This window comes from Frigoribacterium sp. CG_9.8 (genome assembly GCF_015751965.1).
Classification (GTDB): Bacteria; Actinomycetota; Actinomycetes; order Actinomycetales; family Microbacteriaceae; genus Lacisediminihabitans.
Window position 1 is genome coordinate 914,018 of record NZ_JADOVH010000001.1, and the last position, 20,989, is coordinate 935,006.

19 protein-coding genes are annotated in these 20,989 nt (G+C 64.1%); 11 read left to right on the top strand and 8 right to left on the bottom strand.

From position 1 onward, the window contains the following. Positions 1-105: 105 nt before the first annotated feature. Positions 106-936, bottom strand: a complete 831-nt coding sequence (locus IWX88_RS04545) for a UbiA family prenyltransferase (protein ID WP_196827569.1) — start codon at positions 934-936, stop codon at positions 106-108. Positions 937-987: 51 nt separating this feature from the next. Here IWX88_RS04545 and IWX88_RS04550 point away from each other — a divergent pair, with 51 nt between their 5' ends. Further along, positions 988-2,217, top strand: coding sequence for an allantoate amidohydrolase (locus tag IWX88_RS04550; RefSeq protein WP_196827571.1), 1,230 nt, complete (start codon positions 988-990; stop codon positions 2,215-2,217). Between the two features lies 1 nt (position 2,218). On the opposite strand, the gene IWX88_RS04555 is transcribed toward IWX88_RS04550, so the two are convergent. Then, the gene (locus IWX88_RS04555) at positions 2,219-3,196 is read right to left on the bottom strand and encodes an NAD(P)H-quinone oxidoreductase (protein ID WP_196827573.1); all 978 of its coding nucleotides are present in this window, start codon (positions 3,194-3,196) and stop codon (positions 2,219-2,221) included. Between the two features lie 42 nt (positions 3,197-3,238). On the opposite strand from IWX88_RS04555, the gene IWX88_RS04560 reads away from it, so the two are divergent. Continuing rightward, positions 3,239-3,808, top strand: a complete 570-nt coding sequence (locus tag IWX88_RS04560; protein WP_196827575.1) for a hypothetical protein — start codon at positions 3,239-3,241, stop codon at positions 3,806-3,808. A 49-nt stretch (positions 3,809-3,857) separates the two neighbouring features. Here the strand turns inward: IWX88_RS04560 and IWX88_RS04565 are convergent, their stop codons facing one another. After that, positions 3,858-4,796 (bottom strand): alpha/beta fold hydrolase, encoded by a 939-nt coding sequence (locus tag IWX88_RS04565; RefSeq protein ID WP_370568166.1) that lies wholly within the window; start codon positions 4,794-4,796, stop codon positions 3,858-3,860. Then, on the bottom strand, positions 4,793-5,824 hold the full coding sequence (locus IWX88_RS04570) for an aromatic acid exporter family protein (RefSeq protein ID WP_370568167.1): 1,032 nt from the start codon (positions 5,822-5,824) through the stop codon (positions 4,793-4,795). Before IWX88_RS04570 ends, IWX88_RS04565 begins: the two co-directional genes overlap by 4 nt. A gap of 116 nt (positions 5,825-5,940) precedes the next feature. Between IWX88_RS04570 and IWX88_RS04575 the strand changes: the two genes are divergently transcribed. Next, positions 5,941-6,684 (top strand): dienelactone hydrolase family protein, encoded by a 744-nt coding sequence (locus tag IWX88_RS04575; protein WP_196827579.1) that lies wholly within the window; start codon positions 5,941-5,943, stop codon positions 6,682-6,684. Here IWX88_RS04575 and IWX88_RS04580 read toward each other — a convergent pair. Further along, a complete protein-coding gene (locus tag IWX88_RS04580; protein ID WP_196827581.1) occupies positions 6,681-8,468 on the bottom strand; it encodes a glycoside hydrolase family 15 protein in 1,788 nt (595 codons plus the stop codon). The genes IWX88_RS04575 and IWX88_RS04580 overlap by 4 nt on opposite strands. Positions 8,469-8,499: 31 nt before the next feature. Here IWX88_RS04580 and IWX88_RS04585 point away from each other — a divergent pair, with 31 nt between their 5' ends. Beyond that, positions 8,500-9,867, top strand: coding sequence for a glucose-6-phosphate dehydrogenase (locus IWX88_RS04585; RefSeq protein WP_196827583.1), 1,368 nt, complete (start codon positions 8,500-8,502; stop codon positions 9,865-9,867). 46 nt (positions 9,868-9,913) lie between these two features. On the opposite strand, the gene IWX88_RS04590 is transcribed toward IWX88_RS04585, so the two are convergent. After that, positions 9,914-10,957: an App1 family protein gene (locus tag IWX88_RS04590; RefSeq protein WP_196827585.1), complete on the bottom strand. Its 1,044-nt coding sequence runs from the start codon at positions 10,955-10,957 to the stop codon at positions 9,914-9,916. 173 nt (positions 10,958-11,130) lie between these two features. Here IWX88_RS04590 and IWX88_RS04595 point away from each other — a divergent pair, with 173 nt between their 5' ends. From IWX88_RS04595 to IWX88_RS04615, 5 genes are all read left to right on the top strand, one after another. Continuing rightward, positions 11,131-11,787: a TetR/AcrR family transcriptional regulator gene (locus IWX88_RS04595; RefSeq protein WP_196827587.1), complete on the top strand. Its 657-nt coding sequence runs from the start codon at positions 11,131-11,133 to the stop codon at positions 11,785-11,787. Positions 11,788-11,975: 188 nt separating this feature from the next. Continuing rightward, a complete protein-coding gene (locus tag IWX88_RS04600; RefSeq protein ID WP_196827589.1) occupies positions 11,976-12,809 on the top strand; it encodes an ABC transporter ATP-binding protein in 834 nt (277 codons plus the stop codon). Next, complete coding sequence (locus IWX88_RS04605; RefSeq protein WP_196827591.1) at positions 12,806-13,495, top strand: ABC transporter permease; 690 nt, start codon at positions 12,806-12,808, stop codon at positions 13,493-13,495. The genes IWX88_RS04600 and IWX88_RS04605 overlap by 4 nt, the downstream gene beginning before the upstream one ends. Beyond that, positions 13,492-14,208 carry an ABC transporter permease gene (locus IWX88_RS04610; protein ID WP_196827593.1) on the top strand — a complete coding sequence of 239 codons (717 nt, stop codon included), beginning with the start codon at positions 13,492-13,494 and terminating at the stop codon, positions 14,206-14,208. The genes IWX88_RS04605 and IWX88_RS04610 overlap by 4 nt, the downstream gene beginning before the upstream one ends. Positions 14,209-14,235: 27 nt before the next feature. After that, positions 14,236-15,162: an ABC transporter substrate-binding protein gene (locus IWX88_RS04615; protein ID WP_196827595.1), complete on the top strand. Its 927-nt coding sequence runs from the start codon at positions 14,236-14,238 to the stop codon at positions 15,160-15,162. Between the two features lie 32 nt (positions 15,163-15,194). Here the strand turns inward: IWX88_RS04615 and IWX88_RS04620 are convergent, their stop codons facing one another. Further along, positions 15,195-15,866, bottom strand: coding sequence for a DedA family protein (locus tag IWX88_RS04620; protein ID WP_196827597.1), 672 nt, complete (start codon positions 15,864-15,866; stop codon positions 15,195-15,197). Between the two features lie 109 nt (positions 15,867-15,975). After that, positions 15,976-16,752 (bottom strand): aminotransferase class IV, encoded by a 777-nt coding sequence (locus IWX88_RS04625; RefSeq protein WP_196827599.1) that lies wholly within the window; start codon positions 16,750-16,752, stop codon positions 15,976-15,978. Between the two features lie 11 nt (positions 16,753-16,763). Here IWX88_RS04625 and IWX88_RS04630 point away from each other — a divergent pair, with 11 nt between their 5' ends. Both IWX88_RS04630 and leuS read left to right on the top strand, forming a co-directional pair. Continuing rightward, entirely contained in the window at positions 16,764-18,146 is a 1,383-nt protein-coding gene (locus IWX88_RS04630) for an anthranilate synthase component I family protein (protein WP_196827601.1), read from the top strand. Positions 18,147-18,261: 115 nt separating this feature from the next. Further along, complete coding sequence (gene leuS / locus IWX88_RS04635; RefSeq protein WP_196827603.1) at positions 18,262-20,889, top strand: leucine--tRNA ligase; 2,628 nt, start codon at positions 18,262-18,264, stop codon at positions 20,887-20,889. Positions 20,890-20,989: the final 100 nt, after the last annotated feature.

The window sequence follows — 20,989 nt, forward strand, 5'->3', positions numbered from 1 at the left end:
CCTCGTCAAGGGTCACCTTCGCAGGTTCCCGAGCGCGGGAAAGATGCGAAGTTGACCCCCGGCCGCGATGAGGATGCGAAGTTGACCCCGAGCAGGCGCGGGGAGTCAGGCCAGCAGCCGAGATCCGCTAAATGACAGCAGGATGACATTCACAAGCGCCGCCGCGATGATGAGCTGGAACAGCAGCCGAGTTGGCGGTCGACGCAGTACACCGGCGATGGCAATCGCGAGCAGCGCCGTGAGAACCAGCCCGATGCACTGTAGCGCGGTCGGGTCGCCCCCCGGTCCGAAGAACGCCACAATGGCTCCGGCGGCGAGCGAGGCCCAGATCACGACTCCGGATGCTGCGCGCCCGAGACGATGGGGAAGCCCCGATATCCCGGTGCGGGCATCGTCGTCGAAGTCGGGTAACACGTTGGCGAAATGCGCTGCGACCCCGAGCAGCGCGCCGAGTGCGAGCGCCCAGGCTGCTGCCGCGGCGGGTGCGGGCCGGGCGAGGGTGGCGATCAGTGGCAACAGACCGAAGCTCGCGATATAGGGAAGCACCGAGAGTGGGGTGTTCTTCAGCCCGAGGTTGTAGGTCCAGGCTGAGACGATGAAGAGGGTGTGGGCGAGGGTTGCGCGCCAGCCGAGCGGGAGGGTGAGGAGGATCGCCCCGGTTGCCGTGGCAAACGATGCTCCGCGCACCGTGTTGACGTCCACAAGGCCGGTGGCGACCGGCTTGTCGGTGCGTCCGACTGCGCGATCCCGTTCGGCATCGATCCAGTCGTTCGACAGACCGACCGAGAGCTGTCCGAGCAGAAATGCGACGCCGAGGATGCCGACATGAAGCGGATCGAGCCCCGCCGCGATTCCCAGCATAACCGACACTGCACTGACCGCAAGGCTCGGCCCCGGGTGGCTCGAGAGGGCGAGCGCGGCGACGGTTCGGGGCATCCGTTTATGCTACGGGCGCGCCGGGGTACCGCTCGCACTATCGTGGGGATCATGCCCGAGCTGCGCAGCACTGACACGGTCACCGGACTCCTCGCCGAGATCGCCGATGTGGGTCGGGACCGCCAGCGTGGAGGGTATTCCCGCCCGGTATTCTCCACGGCGGAGCGCGATCTCACCGGCTGGTTCATCGCGCATGCACAACGGCGCGGGCTCGATGTGCACACCGATCTCAACGGCGTCATCTGGGCGTCCAGTGGCGATCTGTCCTCGGGGGAGTCTGTCGTCACCGGCAGCCATCTCGACTCGGTTCCCGGCGGTGGCGCCTTCGATGGTCCCCTCGGCATCTGCTCGGCACTCGTCGCGTTCGACCGGCTGCAGCAGCGAGGTTTCACGCCGCTACGACCATTGTCGATCGCGGTCTTCCCCGAGGAGGAAGGCTCCCGATTCGGCGTGGCATGCCTCGGATCGCGCCTGCTCACCGGTGCAATCGACCCCGATCGAGCGCGCTCCCTCCGAGATGCGGATGGCAACACTCTCGCGGAAGTCGCTGCGGCGAGTGGGCTCGATCCTCGATTTCTTGGACAGGATGACGGCACCCTCGCGGCGGTGGGAACCTTCCTCGAACTGCACGTCGAGCAGGGCCGTGGGCTCGTCGATCTCTCCAAGCCGGTGGGGATCGCCCGGTCGATCCTCGGTCACGGTCGGTGGCGAATCACCGTTGAAGGCCAGGGAAACCACGCGGGAAGCACATTGATGGCCGATCGCCGCGATCCGATGGTCACTGCGGCGCGGGTCGTGGTGGCAGTTCGCGAGGCAGCTCTCGCCCACCCCGACTCGCGCGCAACGGTCGGCCGTCTGACCCCGGTGCCGGGAGGCACCAACGTGATCGCGTCGAGCGTCACCCTGTGGCTGGATGTGCGGCATCCGCGACACGAGATCGTCGCGACGGTGGTGCAGGCCATCACGACCGAAGCCGGGCGGTTGGCAGCAGAAGAGGGCTGTAGGGTGACGGTCGCAGAGGAGTCCCTGAGCGGCACAGTTCAATTCCCGACCGGCCTGCGTGACATGCTTTCGCACACCCTGCCGGGGTCTCCACTGCTCGATTCCGGGGCGGGACATGACGCCGGCGTGCTGGCCGCACGGGTCGAGTCGGCCATGCTCTTCGTGCGCAACCCGACCGGCGTCTCACACTCACCGGAGGAACAGGTGGAAGCGGATGACGCGGAAGCCGGGGCAATCGCCCTCGCCGATGCTCTGCAGGCGCTACTCACCCGGGACTGATCTACGGTACGAGCAGCAGTTTGCCAATGTGCTCTGACGATTCCATCCGGTGGTGTGCCAGTGCGGCGTCCGCGAGGGCAAAGCGACTGTCGATCACGGGATGCACCTGTCCGCTCAGCACGAGCGGCCACACATTTTTTCGCACGCTCGCGACGATCTCGTCCTTCTCCGCGGCGGTTCGCGCACGCAGAGTCGACCCGTGGATCGACAGCCACCGGCGCATCACCAGCGCGAAATCGAGTGTGCCAGTCTCCCCGCTGAGGTTGCCAACGTTGACCAGCCGCCCGTGTGGTGCGAGTGAGCGCAGGTTGCGGTCTAGGTAGGCGCCGCCGATCGAATCGAGGATCACGTCGACTCCCCTGCCCTCGGTGGCGGTTATCAGTTCGTGTGCAAAATCCGACTGGCGGTAGTCGATCAGGATCTCCGCGCCGAGTCGTTCACATGCGGCGAGCTTGGCGGAAGATCCCGCGGTGACCGCGACGAGAGAGCCGAACGCGCGGGCCAGCTGGATGGCGATCGTGCCGATTCCGCTCGAACCGCCATGCACGAGCAGAGTCTCGCCAGAGCGGAGGCCCGCGGTGAGAAAGACGTTCGACCAGACAGTGGCGATGGCCTCGGGCAAGCCAGCGGCATCCACCAGATCGAGGGAATCCGGCACGGGCAGAAGCTGTCCGGCAGCCGCGACGGCGAGGGATGCGTAACCCCCACCGGGCAGCAGTGCGCACACGCGGTCGCCTACAGCCCAGTCGTTCACCCCGGTGCCAAGCGAGCGGATGATGCCCGACACCTCCATGCCCGGCAGGGGGGAAGCACCCGGCGGCGGCGGGTAATGGCCCTCGCGCTGGCTCACATCGGCGCGGTTGACCCCTGCCGCTGCGACGTCGATCAGCACCTCTCCGTGGCCGGGGGATACATCGGGAAGGCGGGTGTAGACCAGAGCGTCCACACCCCCGGGGCTGGGGACAGTGATGGCGTGCATCCCTGAACGCTACGCCCAGTGCGAGCAACTAGGTTAGAGATCATGCCTCTTGCACCGGATGCCGCCGCCCTTGCCGAGCTGCTCCCGGGCACCTGGCGTGTGGGTGCCACCAACTTTCCCCTCTGGCTCAGCGGTGATCGCCACCGCCCGCGGTTCAACTACGAGCTAAAGACCGCTGACCCGCTGGTGCTGCACGACACGGTCACCTACACAACCGCGCAGGGGGTGGAAAAAATTGTTCCCGGTGTTGATCGACTGCGCACGGATCGGCCGCGCAGGAACCAACGTAAAGGCGACCAGCACGGTGTTGACCAGAACGGTGTTGACCAGAACGGTGTTGACCAGAACGGTGGCAACATCTTCGTCTGGCGTGGTACCGGTCTCTTGCGCTTCGTCACCAGTCGCTGGGCTGTCGTCGGCGCAACGGAAGATTCGAACGTAATGGTGATCCGTTTCGTGAAGTCGAAGCTGACTCCGGCGGGGGTCGACGTGGTCCTGCGGGAGGGCACCGATTCGCACGCCTTCCGCACTCAGGTGACCGGGCTTTCCAGCACCCTCGGCCTCACCCACGGTGAGCTGGCGAGTCTCACCTGGCTGGAGTTCACCGACTGACCTGGCTGACCTGGCTGACCTGGCTGACCAAGCTGCACCGGTTGGTTCGTCAGGCCCGGCTGTAGCCCAGTGCGTGAAGCACGGCCCGCGGGCGTTCGACCGCCCCAAAATGACCGCAGTCCGGGATGACTATGCGGATGCTCGACGGCAGTAGCCGCCCGAGATGGTCGAGATCCTCCCTGGTCACAAAAACATCGCGGTCGCCTTTGGTCGCCCGCACCGGACATTCGATCCGCGCCCACTGCCTATCCGCGTCATAGCCTTTGGTCACGCGCGTCGCTGTTGCAAAGGATCGTGGACGTATCTCATCGGCGAGGGCACGGCCCTGGGATCGCGGTATCGCCAGCCAGTGTCGGAACAGCGGGAAGGTCACCGGGCGCATCAGTCCGATAGCTCTGATGCCGCGCGCAAGTGCCGGCCCGAGGGGGCCGAGCGCGGCGAGCAGTTGCATCACCCGCCAGAGCATTGTGAATCCTGGTAGCTCATGAAAGCGACGTACCGGATGCTCGACGCTGTGGATGACCGAGAAAGTCGTGCCCGACACCATCCCGACCGACAGCACGGCCTGGGGCCAGATCGAGGCCATGTGCAGGGCGATGAACCCGCCGAGGGAGTGGCCGACGAGATCCCACTCGGTGTACCCGAGCTCTTCAGCCATGTCTTTCACCAATGAGCAGATCGCGAACACCGGGTCGGCGACCGTGCCAGCCGCCAGTGTCGCCTCGCCCCAGCCCGGTAGATCGAAGACAACGATGTCACCGAGATCGATGCCGTCTGCTGCCGCAGCCTGCAGCAGGGGAGTCCAGGTGGTCCACGATCCGGCCGCCCCGTGCAGAAACAGGGTCGCTCGCGTTGACGTGCGACGTGCGGGATGTCGCGCCACGCAGGTGCCAAGTGGGCTCGAGACCGTTGTGGTGATGAGACCGAGTGCCCTGGCATCCTGCAGCAGTTCAAACGGCGCGTATTCTTCGAGCATTACGGTGCTCACGCGGCATCCTCCCCGATGATGACCTCGCGCACCCGGCGCAAGTCTTCGAGCAGTGAGCCGACCAGTATCCAGTTGTCGGGATCGGGAGGGGCGATCGTCAACGGAGCCGTGAGCGCGGGTAGCTCTGCCGTGATCGGTGCGGGTTCGACGGTCGGTGCGTCGTAGGCCAGCAGGCGCAGGTCGTGGGCTGCCCGGTCGAGTTCACCCGCGATCGAAGCGACAAATGAATCGTCGACGAGGCGAGGGTCGTAGTTGTCATGCAGTGCGCGTGCCATGCCGGTGACTCGGGTCACGAGACTGCCGAGCGTTTCCAGCAGATCACGATCGTGCTCGAGCCGTTCGCGGTAGCGTCTTCGTCGTGGATTGAGCATGAGGGATTCATCTGCACGCACCAGCGCATCGGTTGCGGAGTGGCTTCGCCCCGGCAGCTCGCGTGCGGCCGCGAGCATCGCGTGCAGTTGCGCCCCAGTCTGCGGCGTGCGCAGCGCCGATGCGAAGGATGACAGAGTGTCAGCAACCTTGTCTGCGAGGCGCACAACGGAATCGTGAGCAGGCGTGAGCAGCACCGGTGGCACGATGACGGCGTTGACAGCCAACCCGACGCTTGCGCCGATCACCGTCTCGATCACCCGATCGATCGCGTACCCGGGAGTGTTCGCGCCGATCGCGATCACAAGCATCGCGCTGATCGGAATCTGATTGGCTGAGCCAGGCGAGAGGCGCAGCGCCCAGGCGACCAGGAGGGAGACGACGATGATGCCGAGCACGATCCAGCTCGAGTTGCCGAACAGGATGCCGGCGGCATAGGCCATGACGACCCCGAAAATAACCCCGACGCTGCGTTCGATTCCCTTGGCGAGAGACTGGTTCACACTCGGCTGAACCACGAGAAGGGCGGCGATTGCAGCGAAGATCGGCAACGGCTGACCGAGCGTTACGACACAGAGAAGCCAGGCGATGATGGCAGCGACGGAGGTTTTGAGCACTTGGAGCAGTGGGCTGCGAGAGGAGGCGCGCAGCGAGGCCATCAGTCGCATTTCACAACAATATCGGGAGGTGGTTGATCGCCAGCGCGATCATCAGCACAGGGATGAGAAATGCGGCATCCTGATACCTCTGCTCTGTCACGACCACAGGAGATCCCATGCCCGATACCAGCGCAGTTCGCACCGTCGACATCCCCGGTCTCGCCGGTGCAAGTGTCGGACTCAGCGGTGAATTTGTCGTTCCCGAGGGAGAGGGTCCATGGCCGGGGGTAGTGCTCGTCCACGAAGCCTTCGGCATCAATGATGTGATGCGCCGGCAGGCTGAGCGTTTTGCCCGGGCCGGCTACCTTGCCCTGATGCCCGACCTGTTCACCGAGGGTGGGGCCCGCAAGTGCCTCAACCAGACGTTCCGCGAGATCAGCTCAGGCACCGGGCGTTCATTCGCCGACATCGAGTCAGCGAGGCAATTGCTCATCGCTCGGGACGACTGCACGGGTGCGGTGGGCATCATCGGTTTCTGCATGGGTGGCGGATTCGCGCTGGCCGCAGCGAGCCGTGGCTTTGCTGCCGCTTCTGTCAACTACGGCCGGCTGCCGAAGCTGCTCGATGAGTCGCTCGTGGGTGCCTGCCCGATCGTGGGCAGCTATGGCGGCACTGACGGTTCTCTCAAGGGTGCTGCGCGCATGCTCGAGGCGTCCCTGACCCGGCTGGGAATCGAGCATGATGTGAAGGAGTACCCCGGTGCCGGTCATTCATTTCTGAATGATGCCGAAAGCGGACCCCCGGCGATCCGCTTCCTGTTCAAACGATTCCTCGGTGCCGGCCCGAACCCCGAGGCTGCGGCCGACGCCTGGTCACGGATCGACACCTTCTTTGCCACGCACCTCACTGTCAAGAACTAGGGCGTTTTCCCGGCAACAGCCGCGGCAATCGCATCTGCGGCCCTCACCAGGGCGAGATGTGACAGTGCCTGCGGAACATTGCCGGCTTGGCGCGACCCGGCCACATCGTATTCCTCGCTGAGCAACCCGAGGTCGTTGCAGAAGCTCACCAGTCGATCCATGAGGGTGCGCGCGTCGGCGATCCGGCCGCTCCGCGCGTACTGCTCGACCAACCAGAAGGAACAGGCGAGGAACGGATGCTCGCCCGCGGGCAGCCCGTCCACTCCCGACTCCGTGCGGTACCGCATGAGAAGGCCGTCATGCAGCAACTCCTCCTCGATGGCGGCAACAGTCCCGAGCATCCGCGGATCATCGGCGGAGATGTAGCCGATCTGAGAGAGCAGGAGCAGCGAGGCATCCACCCCGGTGCTGCCGTAGTACTGGGTGTAAGTGTTGCGGGAGCGGTCGAAGCCGCGTGATTCGATCTCGGCGCGCACCTCCTCGCGAAGATGGATCCAGCGCTGAACCGGGCCATCCAGACCGAACTCGGTCACGGCTCGCACGGCACAGTCGAATGCCGCCCAGATCATGGCCCGGGATGAGACGAAGTGACGCTGCGAACCGCGGATCTCCCAGATACCGTTGTCGGGACGACGCCAGTTGTCCTCCACATAGGTCATGAGCGCACGCTGCAACGGCCACGAGAATTCATCCTCCACCACGCCGAGTTCCCGCGCCGATTTCAGGGCGATCATGACCTCGCCGAATACGTCGCCCTGATACTGCCGCCAGGCGCCATTTCCGGCCCGCACGGGGGAGGCTCCCTGATAGCCGGGAAGGGTGTCGACCTCCCGCTCGGTCAGGCGGCGTTCCCCGGACAGCCCGTACATGATCTGCACGTCACTGGGATCACCGGCCACCGCACGCAGCAGCCAACCACGCCAGGAACTCGCCTCGTCGCGGAATCCGTGTTCGAGCAGCACGTCGAGTGTCAGAGACGCATCACGCAGCCACACGTAGCGGTAGTCCCAGTTGCGGCTGCCGCCGAACGACTCCGGAAGACTCGTCGTTGCCGCCGCGACAATGCCGCCGGTGTCCTCGTGGGTCAATGCCCGCAGCACCAGTAGCGAGCGGTGCACCTCGTCGTGATAGACCGGTGAGGCGATGCAGTGGGATGCCCAGTCCTGCCACCAGCGCAGTGTCTCGTCAAGGCTGTCGCCCACCACGATGCGGGCGGGAGGTGGCCGGTGTGAGGGGTACCAGGTCATCGAGGCATCCACCGTCTCCCCGGCGGCAACGGTGAATTCGGCAACGTGAGTGTGGTCGGATGCTCGCAACTCCAGCCCGCGGATGATCACCGCATCGGGGCCGGCGACAGCAACGAGCCCGTGACCGTATTCGTCCGGGGACTGGCGCACCCAGGGCAGTGCCTGTGCATAGTTGAACCGGATCCGCAGGTCCATCATCATGACCACGCTGCCCCGGATACCGGTGATCCGGCGAATCAGGTCCGCGCGCCGATCGCCGTGGGGCATGAAGTCGGTGACCTCCACCTCACCCTCAGCGGTCACCCATCGCGTGACGAGCACGAAGCTGTCCTGAACGTAATGTCGGGATGTCGACAGCACTTCGCCCGCAGGTGCCAACAGCCACCGTCCGTGGTCCTGTGTACCGAGCAGAGCGCCGAAGGTGGAGGGGGAGTCGAACCGGGGAAAGCAGAGCCAGTCGATGCTGCCGTCCCGCCCGACCAGAGCAGCGGTGTGGCAATCGCCGATCAGGGCGTAGTCCTCGATGAGCTGAGCCATCTCTTCAGTGTGGCAGAGGTAGCCTGTGCTGATGGTTGACCGAATCGGCACTCTTGTCATCCTCGGAGCGGGTGGGGACCTCGCCAAGAGGTTGCTGTTGCCCGGCCTCGGCCAGTTGCTCAGAAGCTCCCGGGGCTACGACCTGCGATTGATCGGAGTGGGATTCGATGCGATGACGGATGCCGAGTGGCGCGACCGTGTCGTCGAATCCTTTGCCGCCGGTGAAGTCGTCAGCAGCCGGTCGACCGCTGTGGCGACGACTTCGGTCTACCTCCAGGCCGACGTCACGGACCCGGCCGATCTCACCCGCATCCTTGCTGCAACCACCGGCACACCGGCGCTGTACTTCGCTCTCCCGCCGCAGGTGACTATTGCCTCGATCGCAGCACTCGAGAAGGTCGGCCTCCCGGCGGGCGCCGTACTCGGCTTGGAGAAGCCGTTCGGTACCGACCTCCGCAGTGCCAGGGCGCTCAACCGGCAACTGGCACGGCTGCTGCCGGAAAAGCACATCCACCGGGTCGACCACTTTCTCGGAAAGTCGACGGTGCTCAACCTGCTCGGTCTCCGTTTCGCCAACCGCATCTTCGAGCAGGTCTGGAGCGCAGAGCACATCGAACGCGTCGACATCGTCTTCGACGAAACCCTGGGTCTGGAGGCACGGGCGGGCTATTACGACACGGCCGGTGCTCTCGTTGACATGATTCAAAGCCATCTGCTTCTCGTGATGGCGCTCGCCGCCATGGAGCCACCGTCGAGTCTCGATGAGGACGACCTGCGCGGATCGATGGCCCAGGTACTGCGCGCCACTCACGCCTGGAAAAGCGACCCGGTTGCCGCCGGCCGCCGTGCCCGCTACACGGCTGGCACGATCGATGGCCGAAAACTGCCGGCCTACGTGAACGAGGCCGGAGTGCATCAGGAGCTCGACACCGAGACGCTTGCGGAAGTGACCGTCGGGATCGAGAACTGGCGCTGGGCGGGTGTTCCATTCCGACTTAGATCGGGAAAAGCCATCGCTGAGAGGCGCCAGCAGATCATCGTCACCTTCAAGGATGTGCCGCACCGGCCCTACGGCTTCACCGGTAACCCGGGGCCCGCGCGGCTCACCATCTCTTTGACCCCGGACAGCATCGGACTCGACCTCAATATCAACGGCGAGGGGGATCCATTCACCCTCGACCGCGTCACGCTCGGCACCGAGTTCGCCGCTGGAGAACTCGGACCCTACGGCGAAGTGCTGCACGGGATCCTGAGCGACGATGCGACGCTGTCGGTGCGGGCAGATGCGGTGGAAGAATGTTGGCGCATCGTGGCGCCGATTCTGTCAACCTGGCGAGCGGGCACGGTGCCGATCGACAGCTATCGCGCGGGGTCCGCTGGGCCGACCGCCTGGCGCTAGCTCTCGGTTCGTGCTTCCGGTGCCGGACACCGGCCGCGCGGGACCCCTACAGAAGCCCCGAGTCGGCCAGTCGCTCGGCGAGGCCCGCGCCATCTGGAGCGTAAACCCACGGAACCGAACTGCTCGACTGGGCATCCGACTTGCTTCGGCCACCGGCAAGAACCGCCTCGCTGTTCGAGAGTTGGCGGATCGCCACCCCTTCGACGTTCTGGGGGTGTGCCTCGGTGAACTGGCCGTAAATTTCTTCGTCGTGCTGTCCGTCATCCCCGATCAGCAACCAGCGCATGCCGGGAAACTCGCGCGCAAGACGGGTGAGCGTGTCGACCTTATGGTTGCGGCCGCTACGGAACCAGCGGTCGTGAGTCGGCCCCCAATCGGTGAGGAGAAGCGGACCAGTGGGGTAGAGGTTGCGCGACAGGAAGCGGGTGAGGGTCGGCGCCACATTCCACGCGCCGGTCGAGAGATAGAACACCGGGGCACCCGTGTGCGACCGTGTCAGTCGCTCGTACAGCACCGCCATGCCCGGAACCGGTCGTCGCGCGTGCTCATCGAGCACAAAAGTGTTCCAGGCGGCGAGGAATGGGCGAGGGAGGGCTGTGACCATCACCGTGTCATCCACATCCGAGATGATGCCGACGGTCACTGTCGGATCCACGATAAAGACCCGAGCCTCCACCGTCTCCGTCTCATCGGTGCGCAGGGTGATGGTGTGCCAACCCGGTTCGAGGTCGACTTCCAGCACCGTGTCGACGACCCCACCGCGGTCGGCGACGACCCGCTGCTCGACCTCCCCGATCCCGATCGTGACCGTCGTGTCATGCACAGGCACGCTGGTGAAGCTCCGCCATCCGCGGATTTTCTTATAGCGCGGATCATTTCCCTCGGTCGGCCTGGTGAGCAGCACACGGCACAGCACCCTCACCCATCCCGGTGCTCCGTAGCCGGCGTAGGGCACAATGGTGGGGATCTGCCCGCGTCGGCGTGCAAATCGCTCCCGCAGGTCGTGTATCGCGTCTTCGGCACGCGCCGCCAGATGGAGAATCGGCTCTGCTCCGGTCGCGGTCGCTGACGCCTTCGGGGTTCGTGCCATTGCCCAAGTCTTTCACGACTGCGGGTCGCCCGTGCCTTTCTCGGACCATCGGGGAGTGCATGCGTTTGCATTCGTATCTGTGAAATTCCACAGATCCTGAATTAATCGCAAGAAATACGTGCCCCCGGCTCGGGGGCGCGTTAGTATACGTTTTGACCTAAATTGGAGTTGCATTGACGAACCACACCCAAACAGAAACTGCACCGGACGGTGCTGCGTTGTTGCGCAACGAACCAGTGCAGGCACGCAGCACGGCTCGGCTCGCAAGCCTTCTCGATGCCGCCGCAGCAATCATCGATGAGATCGGGTACGAGCGACTGACCACTGCCATGGTGGCCGAACGAGCCGGAGCGTCGATCGGCACCGTGTACCGCTACTTCCCCGATCGAATCGTCGTTCTGCAGAGCCTGAGTGCTCGCTCGCTCGGCATCTTCGTCGACGCCACCCGCGAGACCGTTCTCGATCCCGCCCACACGACCTGGTGGGATGCCACCAGCGCCTGCATCGTCGGCATGACCACCGCATTCCGGTCCTTCCCCGGCTTTCGATCGCTTCGCCTCGGTGACGTGCTCGACGTGCGCCCGTCCCTGTCTGCCCAGTCGGGAAGTGCCGTTGTTGCCGCCGCGGGTGCTGCAGCCATGGCTGAGCGATTCGGTCTTCCACTCGACGAACTTGCCCACCACCTCGAGGTCGTCATCGTAATAACCGACTCGCTGCTCTCGCGCGCATTCACCTACAACGCGGATGGAGACTCGAAGCTCATCGACGAGGCAATGACCATCTCGAAGCACTATCTGACGGGTTTCTACGGAGATCCACGCCAGGCCTGAGCTGCGTGCGCCTGAGGCTGCGGGGACGGTGTCCCGCAGGTTTCGCGGCGGTTCTGAAGATGTATGCCCTCGCGGTCAGCTTTTCACAAGATTTGACAGCCCAGAATAGTGCTTGCAAATAATTGTGTTTAGCTAGGTGAGTCCGGCAAGTGTCGATTCGTGATGACCACGAGGAATGAGCCGCCCCCATGATCGAATTCTGCAGCGTCACAAAACAATTCCCCGGAGGCACACTCGTCGTCGAGGACTTCAGCCTGGTGATCCCGTCGCGCAAGACGACGGTGCTGGTCGGATCATCCGGTTCGGGCAAGACCACCCTGCTTCGCATGATCAATCGCATGGTCGATCCGACCTCCGGCAGGATCGAGATCGACGGTGAAGACACCGCGCTCCTCGAGCCGGTCGCGCTGCGCCGCCGTATCGGCTACGTGATGCAGAATTCCGGGCTGCTGCCCCACCTCACGGTGATCAACAATGTCGCCACCGTTCCGGTGCTCAATCGGGTGCCCAAGAAGCAGGCGAGGCAGGATGCCCTCCTCCTGCTGGATACGGTCGGTCTCGACCGATCACTGGCCGATCGCTACCCGAGCCAGCTGTCTGGTGGCCAACAGCAGCGCGTCGGCGTCGCTCGCGGTCTCGCCGCAGACCCGAACATCCTGCTGATGGACGAACCGTTCGGCGCAGTCGACCCGATCGTGCGCGCGGAGCTGCAGACCGAGCTCCTGCGCCTGCAGACTGAACTCGACAAGACCGTGGTTTTCGTGACCCATGACATCGACGAAGCCTTTCTGCTCGGCGACCAGGTGGTCATCCTCGAAAAGGGCGGCCGTATTGCGCAGGTCGGCTCGCCCACCGAGATCCTCTCGGCGCCAGCCACCGATTTCGTCGCCACTTTCATCGGTGCCGACAGGGGTAAGCGCGAGCTGAGCATCCGGAGCTCGCCGAGTGGCGACATCCTGGTGGATGCTGACGGTCGAGCTGCCGGGGTTCTGATCGACAGCGCTGGCGGGCCGGCGCTGTGAACTGGCTGGTCAATAACGGTGACCTGATCGGCCAGCTTGTTGTCGCCCATCTGCTTATCGCGATTCCTCCGATCATTCTGAGTCTCGTGATCTCAGTGCCGATCGGCTGGCTGGCAAATCGCTACGCCTGGAGCAGGGGAACGCTGCTCACCGGCTTCGGGTTGCTCTATGCCATCCCGTCGCTTCCGCTGTTCATCATCCTCCCGCTGATCATTGGCACCGGGTTACGAGACTCCATCAATCTGGTGGTTGCGCTCACGCTCTACGGGCTCGCCCTCATGGTGCGCACCACCGCCGATGGTCTCGCTTCGGTCGACCCCGATGTTCGCCAGTCCGCCAGCGGGGTCGGATTCTCGGGGCGGTCCCAGTTCTTTCGGGTGGAATTACCGCTGGCTGGCCCGGTGCTGCTCGCGGGGATTCGGGTCGTCGCCGTGAGCACCATCAGCTTGACGACCGTGGGGGCCGTGATCGGGATCAGCAGTCTCGGATCCCTCTTTACCGATGGTTTCCAGCGTGGTATCGGCGCCGAGATCCTCACCGGGATCGTGCTCACGATCATCCTCGCGCTCGGTGTCGACGGACTGCTCGTGCTGCTCGGGCGGATCCTGATGCCGTGGGTCGCCGTCAACTCCGGCCGGGTGAGCCGTCGCGAGCGCCGCCGGGCGCGACTGGCTGTGGTCGCATGAATCTCTTTGTGGAGGGCATCCTCTGGGCGTTGGATCCGTCCCATTACGGGGGGCGCAACGGCATCGAAACCCGAGTGGAGCAGCATCTGCTGATCAGCCTGGGTGTGCTCGCCGTCGCATCGCTCATCGCGATCCCCCTTGGCTACGCCATCGGCCATACCGGTCGGGGGCGATCGCTCGCGATTGGGGTGTCGGGCGCCATCCGTGCCCTGCCGACCCTCGGGCTGCTGATCATCATTGCCCTGATCGTGAATGTCGGTTTGCTCGCCCCGTTCATTGCCCTCGTGGTGTTGGCGATTCCCTCAGTACTCGCCGGAGCGTATGCGGGCTTCGAAGCAGTAGATCGGCGCGCAATCGACGCCGCCCGTGCCGTCGGGATGACCGAGTTACAGATTGTCGGTCGGGTGGAGGCGCCCCTCGGTCTTCCTCTGCTGATCGGGGGGCTGCGCACCGCATCCCTCCAGGTCATCGCAACAGCGGTGCTCGCAGACTACGTGGGTGGTGGAGGACTGGGGCACTTCATCTTCCTCGGGCTCAAGACCAACGACTACCCGCAGATGCTGGCTGGATCGATCATCGTGATCGTGCTCGCCATCGCCTCCGAAGCGGTTTTCAGCATCGTCCAGCGCCTCGTCGTCCCCGCGGGAGTTTCTGCCGGACGACCTCAAGATGTCCGTGTGCGATCGACTCGATCTCGCACGGCCCCGGGTTAATCCCCCTCACATTAAGGAAGCAATCACATGTTCACAGCAAGAAAAGGCCGGCTCGTCGCACTCGGCGCGGTCGTGGTTGGGGCAGCAATCGCCCTCTCAGGGTGTGCGTCGAGTAACCCCATTTCCGGAGGCTCGAGCACGGAAGCGAAGACCACCCTCGTGGTCGGATCGCAGGACTATTACTCCAACGAGATCGTCGCCGAAATCTATGCGCAGGCTCTCGAAAACGGTGGATTCACCGTCGATCGTCAGTTCAAGATCGGTCAGCGCGAGGTGTACCTCCCGGAGCTCAAATCGGGCAAGATCGATGTCTTCCCCGAGTACATCGGAAGCCTCGACCAGGCGCTCAACAAGCAAGCGGCCGGTGGCTCGGCAGATGCCGTGGCGAAGGACCTCGCTTCAGTGCTGCCGACCGGCCTTCGCGTGCTCGACAAAGCGGAGGCAGCCGACCAGAACTCGTGGACCGTCACCGCGGCGTTCGCCGCGAAATACAAGCTCACCGACATCGCCTCGCTGAAGAACGTCACCGAGCCGATCCTCGTCGGGGGCAACTCCGAGCTGGCAACCCGTCCGTATGGTCCGGATGTACTGAAGGCCAAGTACGGCATCACCACCGCTGGTCTTACCGCGATCGAAGATGGTGGCGGTCCACTCACCGTGAAGGCTCTGCTCGACAACAAGATCCAGCTCGCCAACATCTACACCGCAAGCCCACTGATCAAGACCGACAACCTGGTCGTGCTCAAGGATCCCGACAACCTGTTCTTCCCGGACAATGTTGCGCCGATCGTCACAAAAAAGGTCACGACGAAGGCGGCCGACATCCTGAACGCGGTGAGTGCCAAGTTGTCACGGTCCGATCTCGTGAGCCTCAACTCCGAAAGCGTGACCGATCAGAAGGCAGCGCCGGCAATCGCCAAGGCGTGGCTCACCAAGAACGGCCTGCTCAAATAGCGTCGTTGTAGCGATCAGGCGAAGTGCCCGGGCTAATGCCCGGGCACTTCGCCTGTGTGGTGTTGCTCCCGACGCATATGGCGGGCTTCAGCGCGGGTGATCGCTTTCTTCGCCAGCACCACGATGACGAAGAATGCGCCGATTATCCCGGCGAAGAGATAGCCAGCGGAATGCAGCTGATTCGACAGCTGGCGATATGAATCGGCGGCGAACCAGCCCACCGAGACGTAGGCCGTGGCCCAGAGTACGCAGGCTGGAACGGTCCACGCCAGGAACTTGCGGTACCGCATGGAACTCATGCCGACGGTGAGCGGGGTGAGCGCGTGCAGTACCGGCAGGAATCGTGAGACGAATACGGCGATTCCCCCGCGCCGGTCGAGGTACGTCTTCGCACGCACCCAATTGTGTTCGCCGAGGCGCTGCCCGAGTCTCGACGCCTGAATTCGTGGGCCGAAGAAGCGACCGAGTGCAAAACCGATGCTTTCCCCGGTGAGGGACCCGACGATCACCGATATCAGCAGCGCCAGGTACTGCGCCCCATCAGCGATTCCTGTCGCCGACACGAGCACGATCGTGTCACCGGGTACGATCAGCCCGACGAGGATCGAGGTCTCCAGTAGCATCCCGACGCCGGCGATTATTGTGCGCAGCACGGGGTCCACAGAGCGGACGGTATCGAGGATCCAGCCGAGGATGTCGTTCACGCGGGAGAGCTTAGCCAGCCAACATCCGATTTTCCCGGGCTGGCCGTGGGCCCCGCGGAGAGCGGGGTCGCGGCGGTTCGGAAAGGCGGTCTGGTCAGGTCAGGTCTTATCAGGGCAGCGGCTGCCGCAGCCGATCGAGACGGAGGCGCCAGGCTGACAGTCGGCCGGGTAATTCCGCCGGCGCCGGTCCATCGATCCACCCAGTGACTATCCGGATGCCGTGGAGTGCACTGATCGCCCAGATCTCGCAGCCGTCAAGCTCGGCTGGCACGATCGATTCGGAGTGGGTCTGCACTCCACGTGCCGCCGCAAGGGCAAACACCGAACGCGCTGTGACGCTATCCACCCGGTCGAGCTCGGGGGAGGGTGCGCAGAGCACGTCTCCCCGCCACCAGAACAGTGAGCTGTATGCACCTTCGACCACGAATCCCTCCGGGGAGAGGATCACCGCTTCACCGGCACCATTCGCCTGTGCATCGGTGCGGATGCGCAGCAGAGCAGCCATGTCGGGTCCCTTGGTGCGCGGGGTGGTCCGCGGGTCCGGACCGTGGTGGCTCGCGAGTGTCACGGATCGGGTCAGCTCGGGTGCGCTGCGCAAGCGGAATACCGGAAGTACAGCATCGGTCTGCCGCTGGAGCTCGACCCGCGGAAACCAATCCCCGGTGCGGGGAATCGCCGCGATCGATGCATGCCAGAACCGGTCGAGGTCGTCGATGAGTCCGTTTGCGGCGAGGAAAAAACGCTGCCGATGCAGCTCGATGGCAAGCACCGATCCCTCGGTGACCAGCCAGGAATCTGCCGCGATGATCGTCGAGTCGATCAGGCCACCCTCGTCATGGTGGTGCAGCCCGCTCGTGTGCCAACGGTAGACGGTCGACTCACTCATAGGATTAGGGTATGCGTCACCGGGTCCACGAATCACCACTGCCAGGTTGGATTGATCCGGCCAGTCTGGCTGCAGCGCTCCGTGGAGATCATTCCGTTGCCGTCTGGCTTGACTCCGGGATACATGCCACATCCGGCATGAGTTACCTCGGATTCGGCACCAGATCGCTCACGGCTTCGGTGGCGCTCCGCACGATCACCGTTGACGGTGACACGCACTCGGGTGACCTCCTCGACTTCCTGCGTGGGGAGCTCCGTGCACCGGAGCCGTCCACCTCGACGGGCTTCCGACTCGGATGGGTGGGCTGGTTGGGTTATGAATTACGCGCGCAAACTATGGGTGCGCCATCCGCCTACCGCTCACGATATGCGGATGCCTCGCTTCTCTTCGTGGATCTCGCAATCGCCTTCGATCATTCTTCGGGCTCTGTCACGGTGCTCGGGCTGGAACCCCCGGCAGTCGACACGCTGCATGCGATGGTGCTCGGGCTGCTGCCCGCTCTCTCCGCCGCTCTCAGCACCGCTGTCAGCGCCGCCTCGCCCCCCACACCGCCAGCGTGCGTTGATGTGGCGTGGGCAGACAGCGATGATCACTACTCCCGCATGATCATGGCCTGCCAAGCCGCCATCGAAGCGGGCGATGCCTACCAGCTCTGTCTCACGACCGAGGCGCGTGTGCTGTCCACCCCCGATCCGTTTGAGACATATCTGGCGCTGAGAGAAGCGAATCCGAGTCATCATGGCGCGTATTTTCGTGCGGGGGATGTCTCGCTCCTGAGCTCGTCGCCCGAGCTCTTTCTCTCGGTTGCACCCGACGGCACCATCGAGTCGCACCCGATCAAGGGCACACGTCGCCGCGGTGAGACCAGGGAGATCGACGAGGCGCTCGCGGCGGAGTTGCTCGCCAGCGATAAGGAACGCGCCGAAAATCTGATGATCGTTGACCTGATGCGCAACGACATCGCCCGGGTGAGTGAGATCGGTTCGGTGAGCGTTCCCCGGTTGCTCGTGGTGGAGACGTACGCCCATGTTCATCAGCTGGTCAGCACTGTGCGAGGTCAGCTCGCCGCGGGGCTGACTGCTATTGACGCGGTCACTGCCTGTTTCCCCGCGGGATCCATGACCGGCGCACCGAAGCTCAGCGCGGTCACGATCCTTGATTCGCTTGAAGGCCGCGCCCGCGGCGTCTACGCCGGCGCGTTCGGCTACTTCGGGCTCGACGGCCGGGTCGAGCTGTCGATGGTGATCCGAAGCATCCTGCTCGATTCCGACGGCGCGACCGTGGGGTGTGGCGGTGGAATCACCGCGCTGTCCGTGCCCCAGGAGGAAGTAGCCGAGGTGAAGCTCAAGGCCGCCGTGCTGCTCGCGGTGTTGGGCGCTGCACCTCCCGCATAACTCCCGCACGTTCCAGAAGAGGCGTGCCACCGCCCATGGTTGGGTTCGATACCCTTGAACACTGGCCGCGGCGTCAGCTGGCCGTCCCCAACGTTTTCAATGAATTGAGATTTTCGTGGCACAAGACCGTACGCCAGAAGACCGCACTGCCGAAGCCCGCACTGCCGAAGCCCGCACTGACGCAGGCCAAACCGGTGGACAAGGCCCGCGCTACGATCCCGCGGCGCTCCAGGCGAAATGGTTGCCGCGGTGGGACGAGCTGAAGTCCTTCCGCACCGATGATCCCGATGACAAGCGTCCTCGCAAGTACATCCTCGACATGTTCTCCTACCCGTCCGGCGATCTGCACATGGGGCATGCCGAGGCGTTCGCCCTCGCGGATGTGCTCGCGCGCTACTGGCGCCAGCAGGGCTTCAACGTGTTGCATCCGATTGGCTGGGACTCCTTCGGACTCCCCGCGGAAAATGCCGCAATCAAGCGCGGTGTCGACCCTCGCGAGTGGACCTACGCCAATATCGCACAGCAGTCCGAATCGATGAAGCAGTACGCAACCTCGGTGGACTGGGATCGGGAGATCGCCACGAGCGACCCCGAATACTACAAGTGGAACCAGTGGCTGTTCCTCAAGATGTACGAGAAGGGCCTCGCCTATCGCAAGGACTCCTGGGTCAACTGGGACCCGGTCGACCAGACCGTTCTCGCCAACGAGCAAGTGCTGCCCGACGGAACCTCCGACCGTTCCGGGGCCGTCGTTGTAAAGAAGAAGCTCACCCAGTGGTACTTCAAGATCACCGACTATGCCGACCGTCTTCTCGACGACCTCAACCAGCTGGAGGGATCGTGGCCGCCCAAGGTGCTCGCGATGCAACGCAACTGGATCGGTCGATCGAAGGGGGCGGATGTCGACTTCGTGATCGAAGGGCATGAGGCGACGATCAGTGTCTTCACCACCCGCCCCGACACCCTGTACGGCGTCACTTTCATGGTTGTCGCACCGGATTCCGACCTTGCTGCCGAGCTTGTCGCGGGCTCGACGGATGCCGTACGAGCGAGCTTTGTTGACTATCTCGTGCAGGTGCAGAAGACCACCGAGATCGAGCGCCAGGACGCGAGCCGCGAGAAGACCGGCGTCTTCCTCGACCGGTTCGCCGTGAATCCGATCAATGGCGAGCGCATCCCGATCTGGGCTGCGGATTACGTACTCGCCGACTACGGTCACGGTGCCGTCATGGCTGTTCCCGCCCACGACCAGCGCGACCTTGACTTCGCCCGCAAATTTGACCTGCCGGTGCGCGTGGTGGTCGACACCAACCAGCCGGTGACCGGCGCCATCCCGGTGCTGCCGATCAATCCGGAGACCGGCGAAGCAGAGCTGCCCGACGATCTTCCGCCGCTCGATCCAGCCCACACCGGCATCCCTCTCACCGGCGACGGTCGCATGATCAACTCCGGTTCCCTCAACGGGCTGAGCAAGTCCAATGCCATCAAGCGCATCACCGAGCAGCTGGATGCCGCTGGCAATGGCCGTGCGTCGAAAAACTATCGACTGCGCGACTGGCTCATCTCGCGCCAGCGGTTCTGGGGTACCCCGATCCCGATCTTCCACGCCGAGAACGGCGAACTCATCCCGGTGCCGGAGGGGCAATTGCCGGTGCGTCTTCCGTCGACGGAGGGCCTCGACCTGCAGCCCAAGGGTGTCTCGCCGCTCGGCGCCGCGCATGACTGGGTCAACGTCACACTGCCCGACGGACGTGCCGTGCGTCGAGATCCCGACACGATGGACACGTTTGTCGACAGCTCGTGGTATTTCCTGCGTTTCCTCAGCCCCGGGGATGCCGATCGTGCTTTCGATCCACAGGAGGCTGACAAGTGGGCGCCGGTCGACCAGTACATCGGCGGCGTTGAGCATGCCATCCTGCATCTGCTGTACGCGCGGTTTATTACCAAGGTGCTCTTCGATCTCGGCTATGTGAGCTTTACTGAGCCATTCAGCGCCCTGCTCAACCAGGGCATGGTGCTCTCCGGCGGGTCAAAGATGTCGAAGAGCCGTGGAGGGGTAAACCTCGGTGACGAGATCGCGACCCACGGTGTCGATGCGATCCGGCTGACCATGGTGTTCGCCGGACCTCCGGAAGACGACATCAACTGGGAGGATGTCTCGCCAGCCGGCTCGGCAAAGTTTCTCGCCCGGGCCTGGCGTCTCGCGCAGGATGTCACCAGTGCACCCGAGGTTCAGTGGCGTACCGGCGATGCGGCTCTGCGTCGCGTCACCCACCACTTTCTCGCCGAGGCTCCCGGTCTCATCGAGTCCTTCAAGTTCAACGTGGTGGTTGCGCGCCTCATGGAGTTGGTCAATGCCACTCGCAAGGTCATCGACAGCGGAGCGGGAGGAGCGGATGGCGCGGTGCGTGAAGCCGCCGAGACCGTAGCCCTCGGGCTCTCACTCTTCGCTCCGTACACCGCGGAGGAAATGTGGGAGCAGCTCGGTTATCCGCCTCCCGTTGCGATGTTCGGCTGGCGCAAGGCAGACACGACACTGCTCGTGGAAACGATCGTCACCGCGGTCTTCCAGGTCGACGGCAAGGTGCGTGACAAGGCCGAGGTGAACCCCAAGATCGACTCGGCCGAGCTCGAGAAGATGGCTCTAGCCTCTGCCGGAGTCGTGCGGGCACTTGGTGACCGTACCGTCGTCACAGTGATCGTCCGGGCTCCGCGCATCGTGAATATCGCCACAAAGCCGTAACCCACACAGCCGTAACCCACAAAGCCGTACCCCACAAACCCGTACCCACAGGTCCAGTCCTCCACCGAGCCGCACACGGTCGGATTTTCCCTGGTCGGGC